This is a genomic window from Streptomyces sp. NPDC015220 (assembly GCF_043079345.1).
GTDB lineage: Bacteria > Actinomycetota > Actinomycetes > Streptomycetales > Streptomycetaceae > Streptomyces.
This window is the reverse complement of sequence record NZ_JBIBUK010000006.1, coordinates 86,837-100,073: the sequence shown is the minus strand read 5'-3', so window position 1 is coordinate 100,073 and position 13,237 is coordinate 86,837. Positions and strand designations below refer to the sequence as shown.

Below are 13,237 nucleotides of genomic sequence, written 5' to 3'. Positions count from 1 at the left end.
TTCGACTCGTGGACGGCACGGAGATCACCATCAAGCTCACCCCCGACGAGGCACTCGTCCTCTCGGACTGGCTGGAGCGAGTTCAGATGACGGACCTCAGTCGTCTGGTTGACGACCCAGCCGCCTGGGCCCCGATCCACAAGCTCGCGGGGACGCTGGACAAGGCGCTTCCCGGGATCTTCGCCGCTGACTACGCGGAGCGTGTGGATGCAGCACGGCGCCGCCTGCGGGAGACCATGGGCAGCTTCACGGAAGAGCAAGGCGGCTGACCTGCACACGCTTCCGTGGAAGCAATCCCGTTGAGAACACCAAAGTCCCGGCGCTCTTCAGCAACAATGCCTACTCGTCGCGCCTCATGCGTCGGCGCTGAGCGGGAACATGATGCTCAACCTCGGCAGCCTGCGAGCCGCTTCTTCTTCATCCCAGACGTTCCAGCGCTTCCCGGCCGGGCCCTGGCCGACCGCGTGCTTGCCCCGCCGGGTCCGCACCGCCGCATAGAAGGCATCCCCGCACTCGTCGGGATCCCCAGTCACAAGCCCGAATGCTTCCAACGCCACATAGTGGAGCGATTCCCAACCGGGCCAGTCATCGCCCCAGGACCTCCAAGTTCGCCCCGCCAGGCGCAGGACATCAGGAGTGTCAGCCAGAGCATCAGGGTCGAGCACGGCTCGCCCGAAGGCTTCTTTGCCCAGCCCGACCATCCAGAGGCCGAAGTAGCAGAAGTCGTCATCCGAACACCGGCCACCGAAGATCCGCTCCGCCGCAGCCACTAGGGCCTGTACGGAGTCGCGATCACGGGACCGGGGGAAGGCCGCAGCTGCGGGAATGTTCCGGCGAGGCGTTTCGTTGCCTCTGGGGCCCATCCACGTTGCTACCCCTGGGAGTATCGTGCCCGAAACCACGCACGCCACCTCCACTGTTCTCCCCGCACTCCCGGCCCTGAGCGCGCAGGCCGAGCGACTCATCGAGCTGGGGGTGCACGAGTTAGCAGGGCTGCCTGCCGTCGAGCTTCGTACCTTCGCCGCAGCCGCCGAGGCCCCTGCGGGCGGCGATAACGCCCTGCTCGCTGTTCACCCGAACCAAGCCCCTGCCTCCGCCCTGGCGCCGCTGCTCCGCCGTAACGGCAAAGCGGGCTTCGTTGTCACAGACATGCCGGATGTCGACCTCTTCGCCCCGCTCGACACGGTCGTGCTGCCTGCCGCTCCGCTCTACCTCCTCATCGGCCTCAACCGTGGCGACCAGATGGCCAACTGGAGCCCGAACGAGGCGCTGCCCGCTCTCACCGCGACGGCCCGGACCCCATTGCTGCTCACCGAGGGCATCCACTGGGTGATGCAGCAGCCCGCCGTCCTGGAGCGCAACCACTGCTTCATGACCATCGGCTCTCGGCTGCGCAAAGCCAACGGCGCTCTGGACGCCCGCACGCCAGCACTCTGGATCAGCAACGGCACCGGGCGCGATGGCCGCGAGCGCCGCAACGCCGCCAAGGTCGGCTGGTGCTGGGCGGGCAACCGTCACACCTGGCTGGGCTTCGCCTCCGCAACGGGCCGTCGGGTCCAGAACCTGTAAGGCGCCGTGATCAGGCGGGGCGGAGGCTGTGCAGCCAGATGACCGTGCCGCGCAGCTGAAGCCCCGCTTCGAAGCTCTCCGGCTTCTTGTCGTAGCGGGTGGCCAGCCCTCTCCAGTCCTTGATCTTGTTGATGCACCGCTCCACGGTGTTGCGTTCCTTGTACAGCTCGGCGTCGTGCGTGATCGGGCGCCCGCCCTTCGATCCCTTCTTCTTCCGGTTCGCTGCCTGGTCCGCCTTCTCCGGGATCACTGCCTTGATCTTCCGTTGCCGCAGGTGGGCGCGGTTGGCGCGGCAGGAGTATGCCTTGTCGCCGGCCACGGCGCCGGGCCGGGTGCGTGGGCGCCCGACCAGCCCGCGCACCTTGATCTTGGCCAGCACCGCCGTGAACTGCGGGCTGTCGGCGGCCTGCCCGGGGGTGACCACGAACGACAGCGGACGGCACCGCCGCTCGGCCGACAGGTGGACCTTGCAGGTCAGACCACCCCGGGAGCGCCCCAGGGCTGCCGCCTTCAACCGAGCGCGCTGCCGGCGCCGCATCCGGCGGCGTTCCTCGCGCTCCGGGTCGGGCTCGGCCTCCCCGGCCGGGGTCACCGCCTCGGCCGCGCCCTGCCGCTTGCGTTGCTTTCGCCCCTTTCGCGTGCCCCCTTTTCGGCAGCCTTCTCCAGGGCGGACAGGACCTCCTCGCCCACGACCATGCCAGCCGCGTCGTGGTGGGCGCGGGCGGTGGTGGAGTCCACGCTGACCAGGGACAAGTCCGCCTGCCCGCGGCGAGCGGCCTCGGCGATCACGGCCTCCATCGCGGCGGCGAACACCCCGGCATCCCGCCAGTGGGCGAACCGGTCGTAGACGATAGACCAGGGCCCGAACGCCTCCGGCATGTCTCGCCACGGGCTGCCGGTACGGAACCGCCAGATGATCCCCTCCAGCTGGTCGCGCAGGTTCTCCGGATAGGGCCCGTACTGCCCAATCGGCAGGTGAAGGCTGATCAACTCCCAATCCATATCGGTCAGTTCACGTCGAGGTACAGGGGCGTTCTATCAGTTCGATCACGGTCGCCGGAAGCGACGGCCAGGATCGAGATCACAACTCCATACGCGCCCTAGTTCCCAGGTGAAAGCCTGACGGGTCACTTGGTCCAGGCACATCTGGAACTCAACGATCTCTTCCAGCGGCCTGCGCGACAAATCCTCACGAAGCCATGTAAGTCGCGCATCCCTGCTTTCCGTCTGGCGGCGACAGGTCTCCACGAGTTCCCAGTACTTCTCAAGGTTCACGAAGAGCACCCTGCCAGGCACCACTGACAACGGACGGGCCACCTGGCGCCCTCGTCACTTCCGCGAGAGCGAGATCGTTTGAGAATAGTCACCGGCCCGCAGTCCCAGAACATCTGGCACCTATGCAAGTCAGCGCCACGTCAACTGCCACCTGCGCTGCGACAGGACAGGTCGGCCTCCACGGGGCTCCGCGAAGCGGCGTTGTCAGTGGGCTCTGCCAGGGTGTGCGCCGTGGACGAACTGGTGGAGCGTGTCGACGATCAAGATCGTGTGCTGGGGGTGGTGGTCAGCCGTCGGCAGGCCATCCGGGAGGGTTGGCTGCACCGGGTCGCCGTGACGGTTTGTCGTGATGAGCGTGGGCGGATCCTCGTTCACCGGCGGTCGGAGCAGCTGTCGCGCTTCCCCGGGCTCTATGAGGCCGTGGTCGGTGGCGCAGTGGATGTCGGTGAGTCCTATGAACAGGCCGCCGCGCGGGAGCTGGCCGAAGAGCTGGGCATTCGTGTGCTGCCGCGCTTGCTGTTCACGTTCCTCAACCGCAGTGGTTTGAGCCCTCACTGGCTCGGCGTGCACCAAGCCGTGGTGCCGGACGCCGTTGCCGCCGGTCCGGACGAGGTCGCCTGGCATGGCTGGCTGACCGAGCCGGAGCTGCGGTCGGCCCTGTTGGAGTGGCGCTTCACCCCCGACAGCCACGAAGCCTTCAGCCGGTATCTCGCGTTCCGGACCGCGCGGTCCTGACGGCTCCCGTCCGGCTTTCACCCGGTCGCCGCGAGCCGCGCGAGCGTGGTGCGGCAGACCTTGCCGGTGGGACCCAACGGCACCTCCCCGACGCGCGACAGCAGGTGACATCGTCGAGTTCGCGGCCGGTGCGCGAGAGCGGCAGCGGGCCTTCGGCCTCGGTGGACGCGGGGCCTTGTGGGTGCGCACCGGCAGGTACTCGTCCAGCGCCCGCACCAGGTGCCTACGGCAGCGCGACATCGCCGACACCATCCCTGAGCGCGCGGATCAGATCGCCAACCGACTCCGGCGCGGTGTTCCGGCGGCCGCCCGCCCTCGTTCGACGAGCAGCTCAACGAGCGCCGGAACGTCGTCGCCACTGCTTCGACAGGCGCTGAAGCAGTGGCGCGGCATCGCAACGCGATACGACCGTGAGGACGGCGGTGCCGTCTCGGTGGTGGCCTGACCCGCGAAAGACGGCAGAGCACTACCAGTGCGGCCGTCCCCCTCACCTCACTCCTCACGCGCGTCCGGGAGAACGCCGGCGCCGGCGCCGGCGCGCCCAGCAGCACCAGGCCGACAGCCCCGACGTCGCGGTAGCCGTAGTGGTTGACCAGGGCCGGAGTGGCGGACCGGATACGGAGCCCGCCGGTGGCCCGGCGGTCACCGAGTGGTGGATCCACCGTCGATCGCGAGGGCTGCGCCGGTGATGAACGAGGCGTCGTCGCTCAGGAGGAACGTCACGAACAGGGCGCTCTCCTCGGGTCGGGCGATGCGGTTCACCGGATGCGTTGCCGAGATCTGCGCGACCGCCTCGTCGCTGGTCAGCATCGAGGTGCGGGCCAGCGGCGTGTCGACGCCGCCGGTGGTGATGGCGTTGACACGCACGCCCTGTTCGGCCACTTCGAGCGCGGTGGCGCGGGTCAGGTTCACGACCGCGTGCCTGGCGGCGACGTAGGGGGCAACGCCGGGCAGCGCGACGCCCCCCATGTTGGAGGCGTTGTTGACGATCGCCCCGCGGGTCTTGATCACCTCGGTATCTGGTGCTTGAGGCAGTTGAAGACACTGGTGACGTTCTGTGCGATCTCGGCGTTCCAGGCGGCGCCGTCGATACTGGACACCGGGCCGGAGGCGTTGACGGAGCCGGCGTTGTCGAACGCCCCGTCCAGGCGACCGAATTCGCGGAGCGCCGCTGTGACCAGCGCGGCGGCGTCGGCCTCGACGGAGACGTCGGCGGGAACGAAGAGCGCCCGGCCACCCGTGGCCCGGATGCTCTCGGCGTCCCCTTCACCGATGTCCTTGCGACGGGCGCCGCCGTGGTACCTGTGGGGTCGGCCGGGCCCGGAGCGCGACCACCTCCGAAAGACTGCAGCGGGACGGCAGCCGAGTCCGGTGGGTATCGGACCTCACGTTGCACCCGGTCGCCCCCGGCAGCAGGCCCGGCGCCAGGACTACGAGGCCCCGATGAGGGGCCTGACACTGGTGAGCTCGCACGGTCGGTCAACCACCGCCGGTGCATCCGCCGATCAAGAACAAACCTCGCTCTCCGCAGCCGACGGGGGCGGCGACCCGGGCAACTCGGGACAATTGGGTACGCGAGCCCACCAGGTGCTCGGAGGAGATACGCGCGAAAGGGGCCACTTGGGCACTCTGTGTAGCGCTCGACAGCGGAGCGTGCTCGCTTCGGGGTGACGATCCGTGATGATCGTAGACCTGGAGGTGCGGGGTAGTGTGCTGCCGATCATGTGATTGGCGGTGTGGTTGTGGCGTCGGTGGAGCGGACGGCGTATCCGCGTTTCAAGCGGATCATCTCCGAACGCGAGTTGGCGCAGTTCTTCACTCCTGACGAGGCTGAGACAGCGTGGGCGGCGAAGCGGACTCATGACCGTCCGGAGTCGCTCCTGACGCTGCTGGTGCTGTTGAAGTCCTGTGCCAGGCTGGGCTGTTTCCCGGGTCTGGGCGAGGTTCCGGCGCTGGTCGTCACCCGTGCACGTGCCGCGGCCGGTCTGCCGGAGAATGTCATGCCGCTGGCGGAGGAGCGGACGGTGAAGCGCTATCGTTCCTGGATCCGGGAGTATCTGGGTTTGGCGTACGACCCGGCCCGAGCCCGTGGGGTCGCCGCTGCTGCGATGGAAGAGGCGGCTCCGGTTCGCGCCTCGGTGGTGGACCTGGTGAACGTCGCGTTGGAGGAATTGGTCCGCGCGGGCCTGGAACTGCCGGGATATTATGGTGGCATAGCCCATCATCTGGTCGCCGACACCTACGTTGCTCTCTTCTCGAGATTCGTGCCCTGTGGTGTGTGGGAAGCGGTCTACCTCATCGACTCCCTTCTCCAGAACCAGTCGGCGGCCCAGCCGGAGCAGGTCCACGCCGATACGCAAGGCCAGTCGTTCCCTGTCTTCGGACTCGCGCACGTGCTGGGCATCGACCGTCTGCCCAGAATCCGCAACTTCCAGGACCTCACCTTCCACCGTCCCGATCCTGCGGTGCGCTACCAGCACATCGACCAGTTGTTCTCCACCGATCCCCGCACCGCCATCGACTGGGGCCTTCTGCGCCGCCACTGGCCCGACCTCATGCAGGTCGCGCTCTCGGTCAAACAGGGCACCGTCTCCTCCGTAACGCTGCTGCGCAGACTGAACAACAGGTCGCACAAGAACCAGATCTACCAGGCCTTCCGCGAAGTCGGACGCGCCGTGCGCACAGCCGTGCTGCTCCGTTACCTATCGGATCCTCAGTTGCGGGAGCAGATCCAACGGGCGACGAACAAGGCCGAGGCGTACAACGGGTTCACCAAGTGGCTCCACTTCGGCAACGCCGGCTGGCTGACCAGCCGCGACCCGGAACTGCAGGACAAGGCGGTGAAGTTCCTCGATCTCGTCGCCGCGAGCGTGATCTTCTCGACCACCATCGACATGACCCGGACCCTGCGTCAGATGACCCGCGAAGGCTGGACTATCCGTGCCAGTGATCTGGCGGTCCTCAGCCCCTACCGGCGCGAGAACGTGCTCCGCTTCGGCGACTACACCACCGACCAACTCCACATACCCCCACCCGCCTACAACCCGACCCTTCGCATTACCGACGAAGCGTGCACGGAGGCAACAGCGCGACGGTGATCACCAGCGGCGATCGCCTTCCCTTGGGGAGGCGATCGCCGAGGTCACCAGCCTGCTCGCCCCCGGCGACAACCGCCGGCGCTGATCGTCAAGTGCTGGCGAGACGCCAAAGCGAAGTGACTTCCGCGGCGCGGGCGGCGTGGAGGGGATCAGCGGTGTCTCTCGCTCGTGGATGCCGCGGCCGGGTGTCAGTCCTGTCCACCAGGTGCAGGCCCGCTGCCTTGATGTCGGCCAGCAGTTCGCTGCGCGTCCTGAGGCCGAGGTGCTCGGCCAAGTCCGACAGGATGAGCCATCCTTCACCTCCCGGTTCGAGGTGCGCGGTGAGTCCGTCCAGGAAGTCGCGGAGCATGCTGCTGCCCGGGTCGTAGACACCTTGCTCTACGGCGGAGGTGGGGCGGGCTGGAATCCAGGGCGGGTCGCAGACGATGAGGTCCGCGCGCCCTTCGGGAAACAGGCCTGGGCCCACGATGTCGATGCGCCCGGTGAAGTGCAGTCGGCGGACGTTCTCGCGTGCGCAGGCCAGGGCACGCGGGCTGATGTCGGTGGCCACGACGTGGTTGATCCCCCGGTGGGCCAGGACGGCGGCGAGTACTCCCGTCCCCGTCCCGAGGTCGAATGCGGTACGGCGACCCGCGCGATGAGCCGCCGGTGCGGGGAGCGGTGCATGTGCAACAAGGTCGACGTATTCGCCCCTGACCGGGGAGAACACGCCATAGTGCGGGTGAATGCGAGCGTCGAGGGCCGGTACCTCCACGCCCTTCGTGCGCCACTGATGCGCTCCGATCACGCCCAGTAGTTCTGTGAGCGAGGCGGCCATCGGCTCGGACGCCGGACCGTACGCCTCCGTGCATGCCTGGCGCACATCGGGGGCTCTGCGCAGGTTCAGGCAGTAGTCGTCTTCCAGCAGAACGAGGAGCCTGCCGAGCACGCGGGCACGGTGGCTGCGTGCCCTGCGGTGCAGGTGGAAGGAGTCTGCTGGGCTGCCGCCTTGCTGCTGGGAAGGTTTCCGGTCGATGCGGCGGCCCATCGCTTGCAGTAGTTGACGTGCGTTGTGGAAGTCGCCCCGCCACAGCAAGGCGGTGCCTTCGCAGGCCAGACGGTAAGCAACGTCGGCTTTCATACGGTCGTCCGCGCCGATGACCCGGCTGGGAGGCGGTGTCGCGCTCTCGGAATGCCAGTGGGCGGAACGGGGGGTGTTCGTCTCAGTCCAGTGGATCGTGGACACCACGTACTCCTCGTGATCGAACGTGCAGGGGCACGAAGAGCACTTCGACGAGGAGCAGGGCAAACGGCCCGTGCTGCAGCACGGGCGCGTGTGTCAGGGCAGGTAGGGCTACCGCTCCCGCGTCGAAGCGCGAGAGGAGGAGTCGCCGAGAACCATGCCGAGTGTCACGACCAGCCCTTTCCGAGAGATGAGGCAAGAGGTTCGCACAGCGATCTCTCCGCAGGCAAACCAGTCCCTTCTGCCATCACTCTGTGTATTCGCTAGACGGGGGACACCCCCAACAACAGGTCCGGGGGCTTTGGAGGAGATATCCGCGAAGCGGCCCCCGCGGGGGCCGCTTCGCGGATATCTCCTCCAAAGCCCCACCAGTCCCGAGACCGTCATTTATGAGCACATCAATCCCGACGGACGGTACTCACCTGCCCCACGGCACCGCCGCGCTGCGCCCGCCGCGCGACCCGCCCGCCTTCGCGGAACAGCCACCTCGATTCCCGCCGTCAGCGGTTGGCTGTCAGGAGGGTTTGGGCCCGCCGGGCGTGGGCTTCGCGCACGTCCTTCGGGGACAGCACGGTCAGCTGGGTGTCCTGGCTGGGGAGGCAGGCGGCCAGGCGCTCGGCGCTGTCGGCCGACGGCGCCGGTGAGACAGTCGGCCGCGAGTCCGGGGCGGTGGCCCCGGGCCTGGGAGACGCGGCGACGGCGACGGCGGCCAGGGCGGATACGGCGGTGAACAGGGCGCTGGGAAGCCCGGCCAGGCTGGTGGAGCCCAGCATGTCCTGGGCGAGAAGGGCCCCGCCGGTGACGCCGGCGGCGAGTCCGGCGTCGCTGAGGATCCGGGAGGCGACCAGGACGCGCAGGATGCGGCACCGGGCCTGGTCGGCGTCGGATATGGCGGGTGCGGCGCGGGCGGCGGTACTCGTCATGGGGTCTCAGGGGCGGTGGTGGGCGACGCGGATCGACGGAGCGGTGGTGGGCGTCGTGGCGGCGGTCGGTGAGGGGCGGACGGCGGCGGATCAGGGACGCGTGGTGCCGGTCCGGTCAGGGCCCAGGGCGCCGGACCGGGGCGAGAGCCGCTCGGGTCAGGGCCTGCGCCGCCGTCTCGACGTCCTTCGGGGTGGTCCAGCGGCCGAGCGACAGCCGTACCGCCGACAGGGCCCGGTCGGCGGACATGCCCATCGCGGTCAGCACCGGGGAGGGCGCGTGGACGCCGCTGTGGCAGGCCGATCCGGTGGAGGCCGCGATCTCGCCGGCGCGGGCGAGGAGTTCATGACCCGGGACGCCCTTGACGCCGACGTTGAGGGTGTTGGGCAGACGGCGCTCCTCGGGTCCGTTGAGGCGGACACGGCCGGGGAGCGCGGCGGCGAGCCTTCGGTGGAGGTCGTCGCGCAGGGCCGCGGTGCGGGCCGGGGCTCCGCCGTCGGCGAGTTCGGCGGACGCGATGTCGGCGGCGGCGCCGAATCCGACGGCCAGTGCGACGTTCTCCGTGCCGGCGCGCAGCCCGCGTTCCTGGCCGCCGCCGTGGACGACCGGCTCCAGGGGTACGCCGTCGCGTACGTACAGCGCCGCGGCGCCCTTCGGCGCGTCTTGTGCCCCACCACCGTGAGCAGGTCGACGCCGAGGGTGCGCACATCGAGGGGGATCTTCCCGGCCGCCTGGGCGGCGTCGCAGTGGAAGAGGGCCCCGTGCCGGTGGGCGAGCGCGGCCAGTTCGGTGATCGGCTGGAGGGCGCCGGTCTCGTTGTTGGCGGCCATCACCGACACCAGCACCGTGTCCTCGTCGAGCGCGGCGGCCAGGGCGCCGGGGGAGACGAGTCCGTCGCCGTCGACGGGCAGCACCGTGACCCGCGTGCCGTGCAGCCGCTCCAGAGCGCGGCAGGTCTCCAGGACGGCCGGATGCTCGGTCACCTGCGTGATCACGTGCGGGTGCGGCCGGCCGGAGGCGAGGACGGCGCCGCGCAGCGCCAGCAGGTCGGCCTCGGAGCCGGAGGCGGTGAGGACGACCTCCCGCGGCACGGCGCCGATCAGCGCGGCGACCTGCGCCCGGGCCGTCCCGAGCGCCCGCCGGGGCTCGGCGCCGTACGGGTGGCCGCTGGAGGGGTTGCCGAAGAAGCAGGTCAGATACGGCAGCATCGCCTCGGTGACCCGGGGGTCGACCGGGGTGGTGGCGTTGTGGTCGAGGTAGACCGGTCCGCCGGCGAGTCCGGGATACGGCGGGAGACCCTCGGGTGCGTTCCTCACGCCGCCTCCCCGGTGCGTACGGGCAGGTCGACCAGGCGCCATTCGAGCATGCCGGCACTGAGGCGGACCGCCCGCCGCCCGTGGTCGGCCAGCAGCCGTACGGCCTCGTGGGCGAGCGAACGGTACTCGCCGCGGCAGTGGACGACGACCCCCGTGCCCTCGGGCAACTCGGCGATGCGGTCTGCCGGTCGGGTCACGGGGATGCAGATCGCTCCGGGAATGCGTCCGGCGGGGTACTCCTCGGCAGGTCGTACGTCGAGCATCACCACGTCGCCGGCTTCGGCCCGGGCGCGCACTTCCTCGTGGGTGACCTCCACGGCGCCGTCCTCGCCCAGGTAGGCGCTGCGGGCGGCGGGCACGGCGGTCTGGTGGCGGTCGGCAACCTCGCGCAGCAGGGTGAGGAGCCGGGCGACGTCGTCACCGGCGAGCCGGCAGTGGATCCGGACCCCTTCGCGTCGGGTGGCGACGAACCCGGCCCGCTTGAGCGTCTGCGGATGGGCCGACACGGTCGTCAGGTCCAGCCTGGCGGCCGTCGACAGGGCGTCCACGGTGCGCTCGCACTGGGCGAGCAGGTCGAGCAGTTCCAGCCGCTTTCCGCGGGCCGGTGCCTTGCCGCCGGCCGCGAACGCGTCGTGGAGGGCGGCCTTGGCGTCGGTCTGGGCAGCGCCGTGGGTGGCGTCTCGCAACAGGTCCTCCATACATCCATGGAGGACAGTAGCCGGTAGGGGCGCTCTTGATCCGCTGAAGCGCGGACGATCGCGGTTCCTCTGCCGGGACCGGTGCACGGCGGTGGAGCTGGGTGGCGCCCGTCGGTGACGGCGGCGCGGCGGAGGCCCGTGCGGTGCGGTCCGCTCAGGCGGCCGCGGCGACGCCGACGCCGATCGCGATGAACAGCCGGCCGGTCGTCAGTTCCCAGTGGCGGCAAACCTCCGGGCGGACGAGGAGCGCGCGCAGCCGTGCCGCCACGGCGACCAGCGCGAACCAGTAGGCGACGCCTATGAGAACGTCCAGGACGCCGAGGAGGGGTGCCTGCGGGTGGGGGGAAGGGGCGGCGGGCGGTACGGGTCCGCGGGCCTGCCCGCCCCGCGGCCGGTGCGACCGGACCGTGGGGCGGACACCGCGGGAGCGGTTCAGGCCGGGCACGGGGCCGGCTCGGCCGTGGTGCCGTCGTCGGCCAGCCATGACCCGGCGACGGCGAGGAGGTGACGCACCCCGGCGGCGACGGCGTGCCGGTCGGAGGGCGCGTAGCGGGGGGAGTGGTTCATCACCGTGCCCGGCGGGAGCGTGCCGCGCTCCAAGGCGGCCACGGCCTCGGCGTCGAAGTCCGCGGGGTCGGCGCCGCCGAAGTGGAACATGACCGACGGGCAGCCGGCCGCCGTCCCGAACCGGCCGAAGTCCTCGCTGGCCGAGAGCGGCACGGGCAGTACACGGCCCAGGGTCCCGTCGGCCGCGAGGGCCGCGAGGACGCGCTCGGTGGCGTCCGCGTCGTTGACGGTCAGCGGGAAGGAGTCGTACGTACCGATGTCCGGTGTGCGGGTGGCGCCCTGGGCCTCGGCCTCCGCGCGGACGATCCGCCGTAGGTCGGTCAGCACCTGTTCGCGGGTCTGCTCGTCGAATGTCCGCAGGCTGCACAGCAGTTCGGCGGTGTGGGGTATGACGTTGGGGACGGTTCCGGAGTGGATGGCGCCGACCGTGAGGAGGGGGGACGGGGACAGCGGGGCGAGCCGGGCCGAGAGCGTCTGCAGGCGCAGGACCACGGACGCCGCCATCACGACGGGATCGACGGCCACATGGGGGGCGGAGGCGTGCGCGCCCGCCCCGTGCAGAGTGACGCGGACGCTGTCCGCGGCGGCCATGACGGCGCCCGGCCTGGTGATCACGACGCCGGCCGGGAGCGGACCCACGTGCTGGCCCAGCACCACGTCGGGACGCGGGAAGCGGTCGAGGACGCCGTTGTCCAGCATGGCCAGCGCGCCGGCGCCGACCTCCTCCGCGGGCTGGAAGACGGCCACCGCGGTTCCCCGCCACGCGTCGGGACGCGCGGCGAGCTGCCGGCAGGCCCCCAGCAGGGCGGCCACGTGCACGTCGTGACCGCACGCGTGCATGAGGCCCGCTGTGCCGGAGGCGTAGGCGAGACCGGTCTCCTCGCGGACGGGCAGTGCGTCCATGTCCGCCCTGAGCCATACGACGGGTCCGGCACCGTTGCGCAGCACCGCCACCACGCCGGTGCCGCCGACCCCTTCCGTGACCTCCCAGCCCGCGATGCCGGCGAGTTCGGAGGCGACCGTCGCCGCGGTGCGGTGTTCGGCGAAGGCGAGTTCGGGGTGGGCGTGCAGGTCGCGGTAGACCTCCTCCCAGTGCGGAAGATGGGCCGCGAGGCCGGTGGTCAGGCCGGTCTCAGGAGGAATGGGGGACTGTGGACGCATCGCTGTCGTCCTCCTTCACTAGGGTGTCGTCGGTGTCGTCGGTGTCGTCGGTGTCGTCGGTGTCGTCGGTGTCGTCGGTGACGGCGCCAAGGCGCGCCAGGAGACGCCGGGAGGTCCGGGGGACGCGGAGCACGGCCGTGACGGCGAGGGCGGGGCCGAGAGCCAGTGCCCAGAAGGCCACGCGGTAGGAGAAGGCGTCGACCACCTGGCCGAACAGGGTCGGCACCACGATCCCGGACAGCTGCCCGCCGAACAGGATGACGCCGGAGGCGGCCCCCGTCAGGCCCGGCGGAAGGCTGCGCAGGGGCACCGAGAAGCAAGGCACGCAGCACAGGCCGATCGCCCCGCTGATGAGGGTGGCCCCACCAGCACGAACCCGGTCAGCGAGCCGGTCAGCGGCAGGACGGCGAGCAGGACGGCCGCGGCGGACATGGTCGGCACGACGGTGCGCCCGGGGCCGCCCCTCGAACCGGTCGGACAGGCGTCCGCCGACGATCGCGGTGACCGCCGCGAGGAGCGTCGGCCCCAGGGAGACCAGGCCCGCGTCGGCCACCTTCAGGCCGCGCTCCTCCATCAGGTACGAGGCGCTCCAGCTGTTGAGCCCCCAGACCACGGTGTCGTAGGCGAAGAACAATCACCGCTAGGGTCAATACCGGTGACTTTGGTGGTTTCTGG

General features: G+C 70.3%; 13 protein-coding genes and 4 pseudogenes. 5 read left to right on the top strand and 12 right to left on the bottom strand.

Going from position 1 to position 13,237, the window contains the following annotated elements; all coding sequences use genetic code 11:
* The first annotated feature begins 8 nt into the window (after positions 1 to 8).
* A complete protein-coding gene (locus ACF061_RS15730) occupies positions 9 to 269 on the top strand; it encodes a hypothetical protein (RefSeq protein ID WP_366776087.1) in 261 nt (86 codons plus the stop codon).
* 84 nt (positions 270 to 353) lie between these two features.
* Here the strand turns inward: ACF061_RS15730 and ACF061_RS15725 are convergent, their stop codons facing one another.
* Positions 354 to 770, bottom strand: coding sequence for a DUF4240 domain-containing protein (locus ACF061_RS15725; protein WP_392267421.1), 417 nt, complete (start codon positions 768 to 770; stop codon positions 354 to 356).
* 118 nt (positions 771 to 888) lie between these two features.
* Here ACF061_RS15725 and ACF061_RS15720 point away from each other — a divergent pair, with 118 nt between their 5' ends.
* Positions 889 to 1,569 carry a DUF5701 family protein gene (locus tag ACF061_RS15720; protein ID WP_392267420.1) on the top strand — a complete coding sequence of 227 codons (681 nt, stop codon included), beginning with the start codon at positions 889 to 891 and terminating at the stop codon, positions 1,567 to 1,569.
* Positions 1,570 to 1,579: 10 nt separating this feature from the next.
* Here ACF061_RS15720 and ACF061_RS15715 read toward each other — a convergent pair.
* Positions 1,580 to 2,571, bottom strand: a pseudogene (locus ACF061_RS15715) (IS5 family transposase).
* Positions 2,572 to 2,616: 45 nt separating this feature from the next.
* Complete coding sequence (locus ACF061_RS15710) at positions 2,617 to 2,817, bottom strand: DUF4240 domain-containing protein (RefSeq protein ID WP_392267620.1); 201 nt, start codon at positions 2,815 to 2,817, stop codon at positions 2,617 to 2,619.
* Between the two features lie 249 nt (positions 2,818 to 3,066).
* Here ACF061_RS15710 and ACF061_RS15705 point away from each other — a divergent pair, with 249 nt between their 5' ends.
* Both ACF061_RS15705 and ACF061_RS15700 read left to right on the top strand, forming a co-directional pair.
* Positions 3,067 to 3,579, top strand: coding sequence for an NUDIX hydrolase (locus tag ACF061_RS15705; protein ID WP_392267419.1), 513 nt, complete (start codon positions 3,067 to 3,069; stop codon positions 3,577 to 3,579).
* Positions 3,580 to 3,775: 196 nt separating this feature from the next.
* A pseudogene (locus tag ACF061_RS15700) lies at positions 3,776 to 3,991 on the top strand (IS5/IS1182 family transposase); the annotation flags it as partial.
* Positions 3,992 to 4,221: 230 nt separating this feature from the next.
* Here the strand turns inward: ACF061_RS15700 and ACF061_RS15695 are convergent.
* Positions 4,222 to 4,590: an SDR family oxidoreductase gene (locus ACF061_RS15695; RefSeq protein WP_392267418.1), complete on the bottom strand. Its 369-nt coding sequence runs from the start codon at positions 4,588 to 4,590 to the stop codon at positions 4,222 to 4,224.
* Positions 4,587 to 4,853, bottom strand: a complete 267-nt coding sequence (locus tag ACF061_RS15690; protein WP_392267619.1) for an SDR family oxidoreductase — start codon at positions 4,851 to 4,853, stop codon at positions 4,587 to 4,589. The genes ACF061_RS15695 and ACF061_RS15690 overlap by 4 nt, the downstream gene beginning before the upstream one ends.
* Positions 4,854 to 5,315: 462 nt before the next feature.
* Between ACF061_RS15690 and ACF061_RS15685 the strand changes: the two genes are divergently transcribed.
* Positions 5,316 to 6,677: a Tn3 family transposase gene (locus ACF061_RS15685; protein WP_392267417.1), complete on the top strand. Its 1,362-nt coding sequence runs from the start codon at positions 5,316 to 5,318 to the stop codon at positions 6,675 to 6,677.
* A gap of 88 nt (positions 6,678 to 6,765) precedes the next feature.
* Here the strand turns inward: ACF061_RS15685 and ACF061_RS15680 are convergent, their stop codons facing one another.
* The 7 genes and pseudogenes from ACF061_RS15680 to ACF061_RS15650 all read right to left on the bottom strand — a co-directional run bounded on the left by ACF061_RS15680 (position 6,766) and on the right by ACF061_RS15650 (position 13,196).
* Positions 6,766 to 7,902 carry a methyltransferase gene (locus ACF061_RS15680; protein ID WP_392267416.1) on the bottom strand — a complete coding sequence of 379 codons (1,137 nt, stop codon included), beginning with the start codon at positions 7,900 to 7,902 and terminating at the stop codon, positions 6,766 to 6,768.
* Positions 7,903 to 8,526: 624 nt separating this feature from the next.
* Positions 8,527 to 8,822 (bottom strand): annotated as a pseudogene (locus ACF061_RS15675) (MFS transporter); the annotation flags it as partial.
* Positions 8,823 to 8,937: 115 nt separating this feature from the next.
* A pseudogene (locus ACF061_RS15670) lies at positions 8,938 to 10,028 on the bottom strand (cysteine desulfurase family protein).
* Between the two features lie 104 nt (positions 10,029 to 10,132).
* A complete protein-coding gene (locus tag ACF061_RS15665; protein WP_392267415.1) occupies positions 10,133 to 10,822 on the bottom strand; it encodes an ArsR/SmtB family transcription factor in 690 nt (229 codons plus the stop codon).
* Between the two features lie 166 nt (positions 10,823 to 10,988).
* On the bottom strand, positions 10,989 to 11,279 hold the full coding sequence (locus ACF061_RS15660) for a hypothetical protein (protein WP_392267414.1): 291 nt from the start codon (positions 11,277 to 11,279) through the stop codon (positions 10,989 to 10,991).
* Positions 11,267 to 12,562, bottom strand: a complete 1,296-nt coding sequence (locus tag ACF061_RS15655) for an amidohydrolase (protein WP_392267413.1) — start codon at positions 12,560 to 12,562, stop codon at positions 11,267 to 11,269. Before ACF061_RS15655 ends, ACF061_RS15660 begins: the two co-directional genes overlap by 13 nt.
* Complete coding sequence (locus tag ACF061_RS15650) at positions 12,534 to 13,196, bottom strand: MFS transporter (protein WP_392267412.1); 663 nt, start codon at positions 13,194 to 13,196, stop codon at positions 12,534 to 12,536. The genes ACF061_RS15655 and ACF061_RS15650 overlap by 29 nt, the downstream gene beginning before the upstream one ends.
* Positions 13,197 to 13,237: the final 41 nt, after the last annotated feature.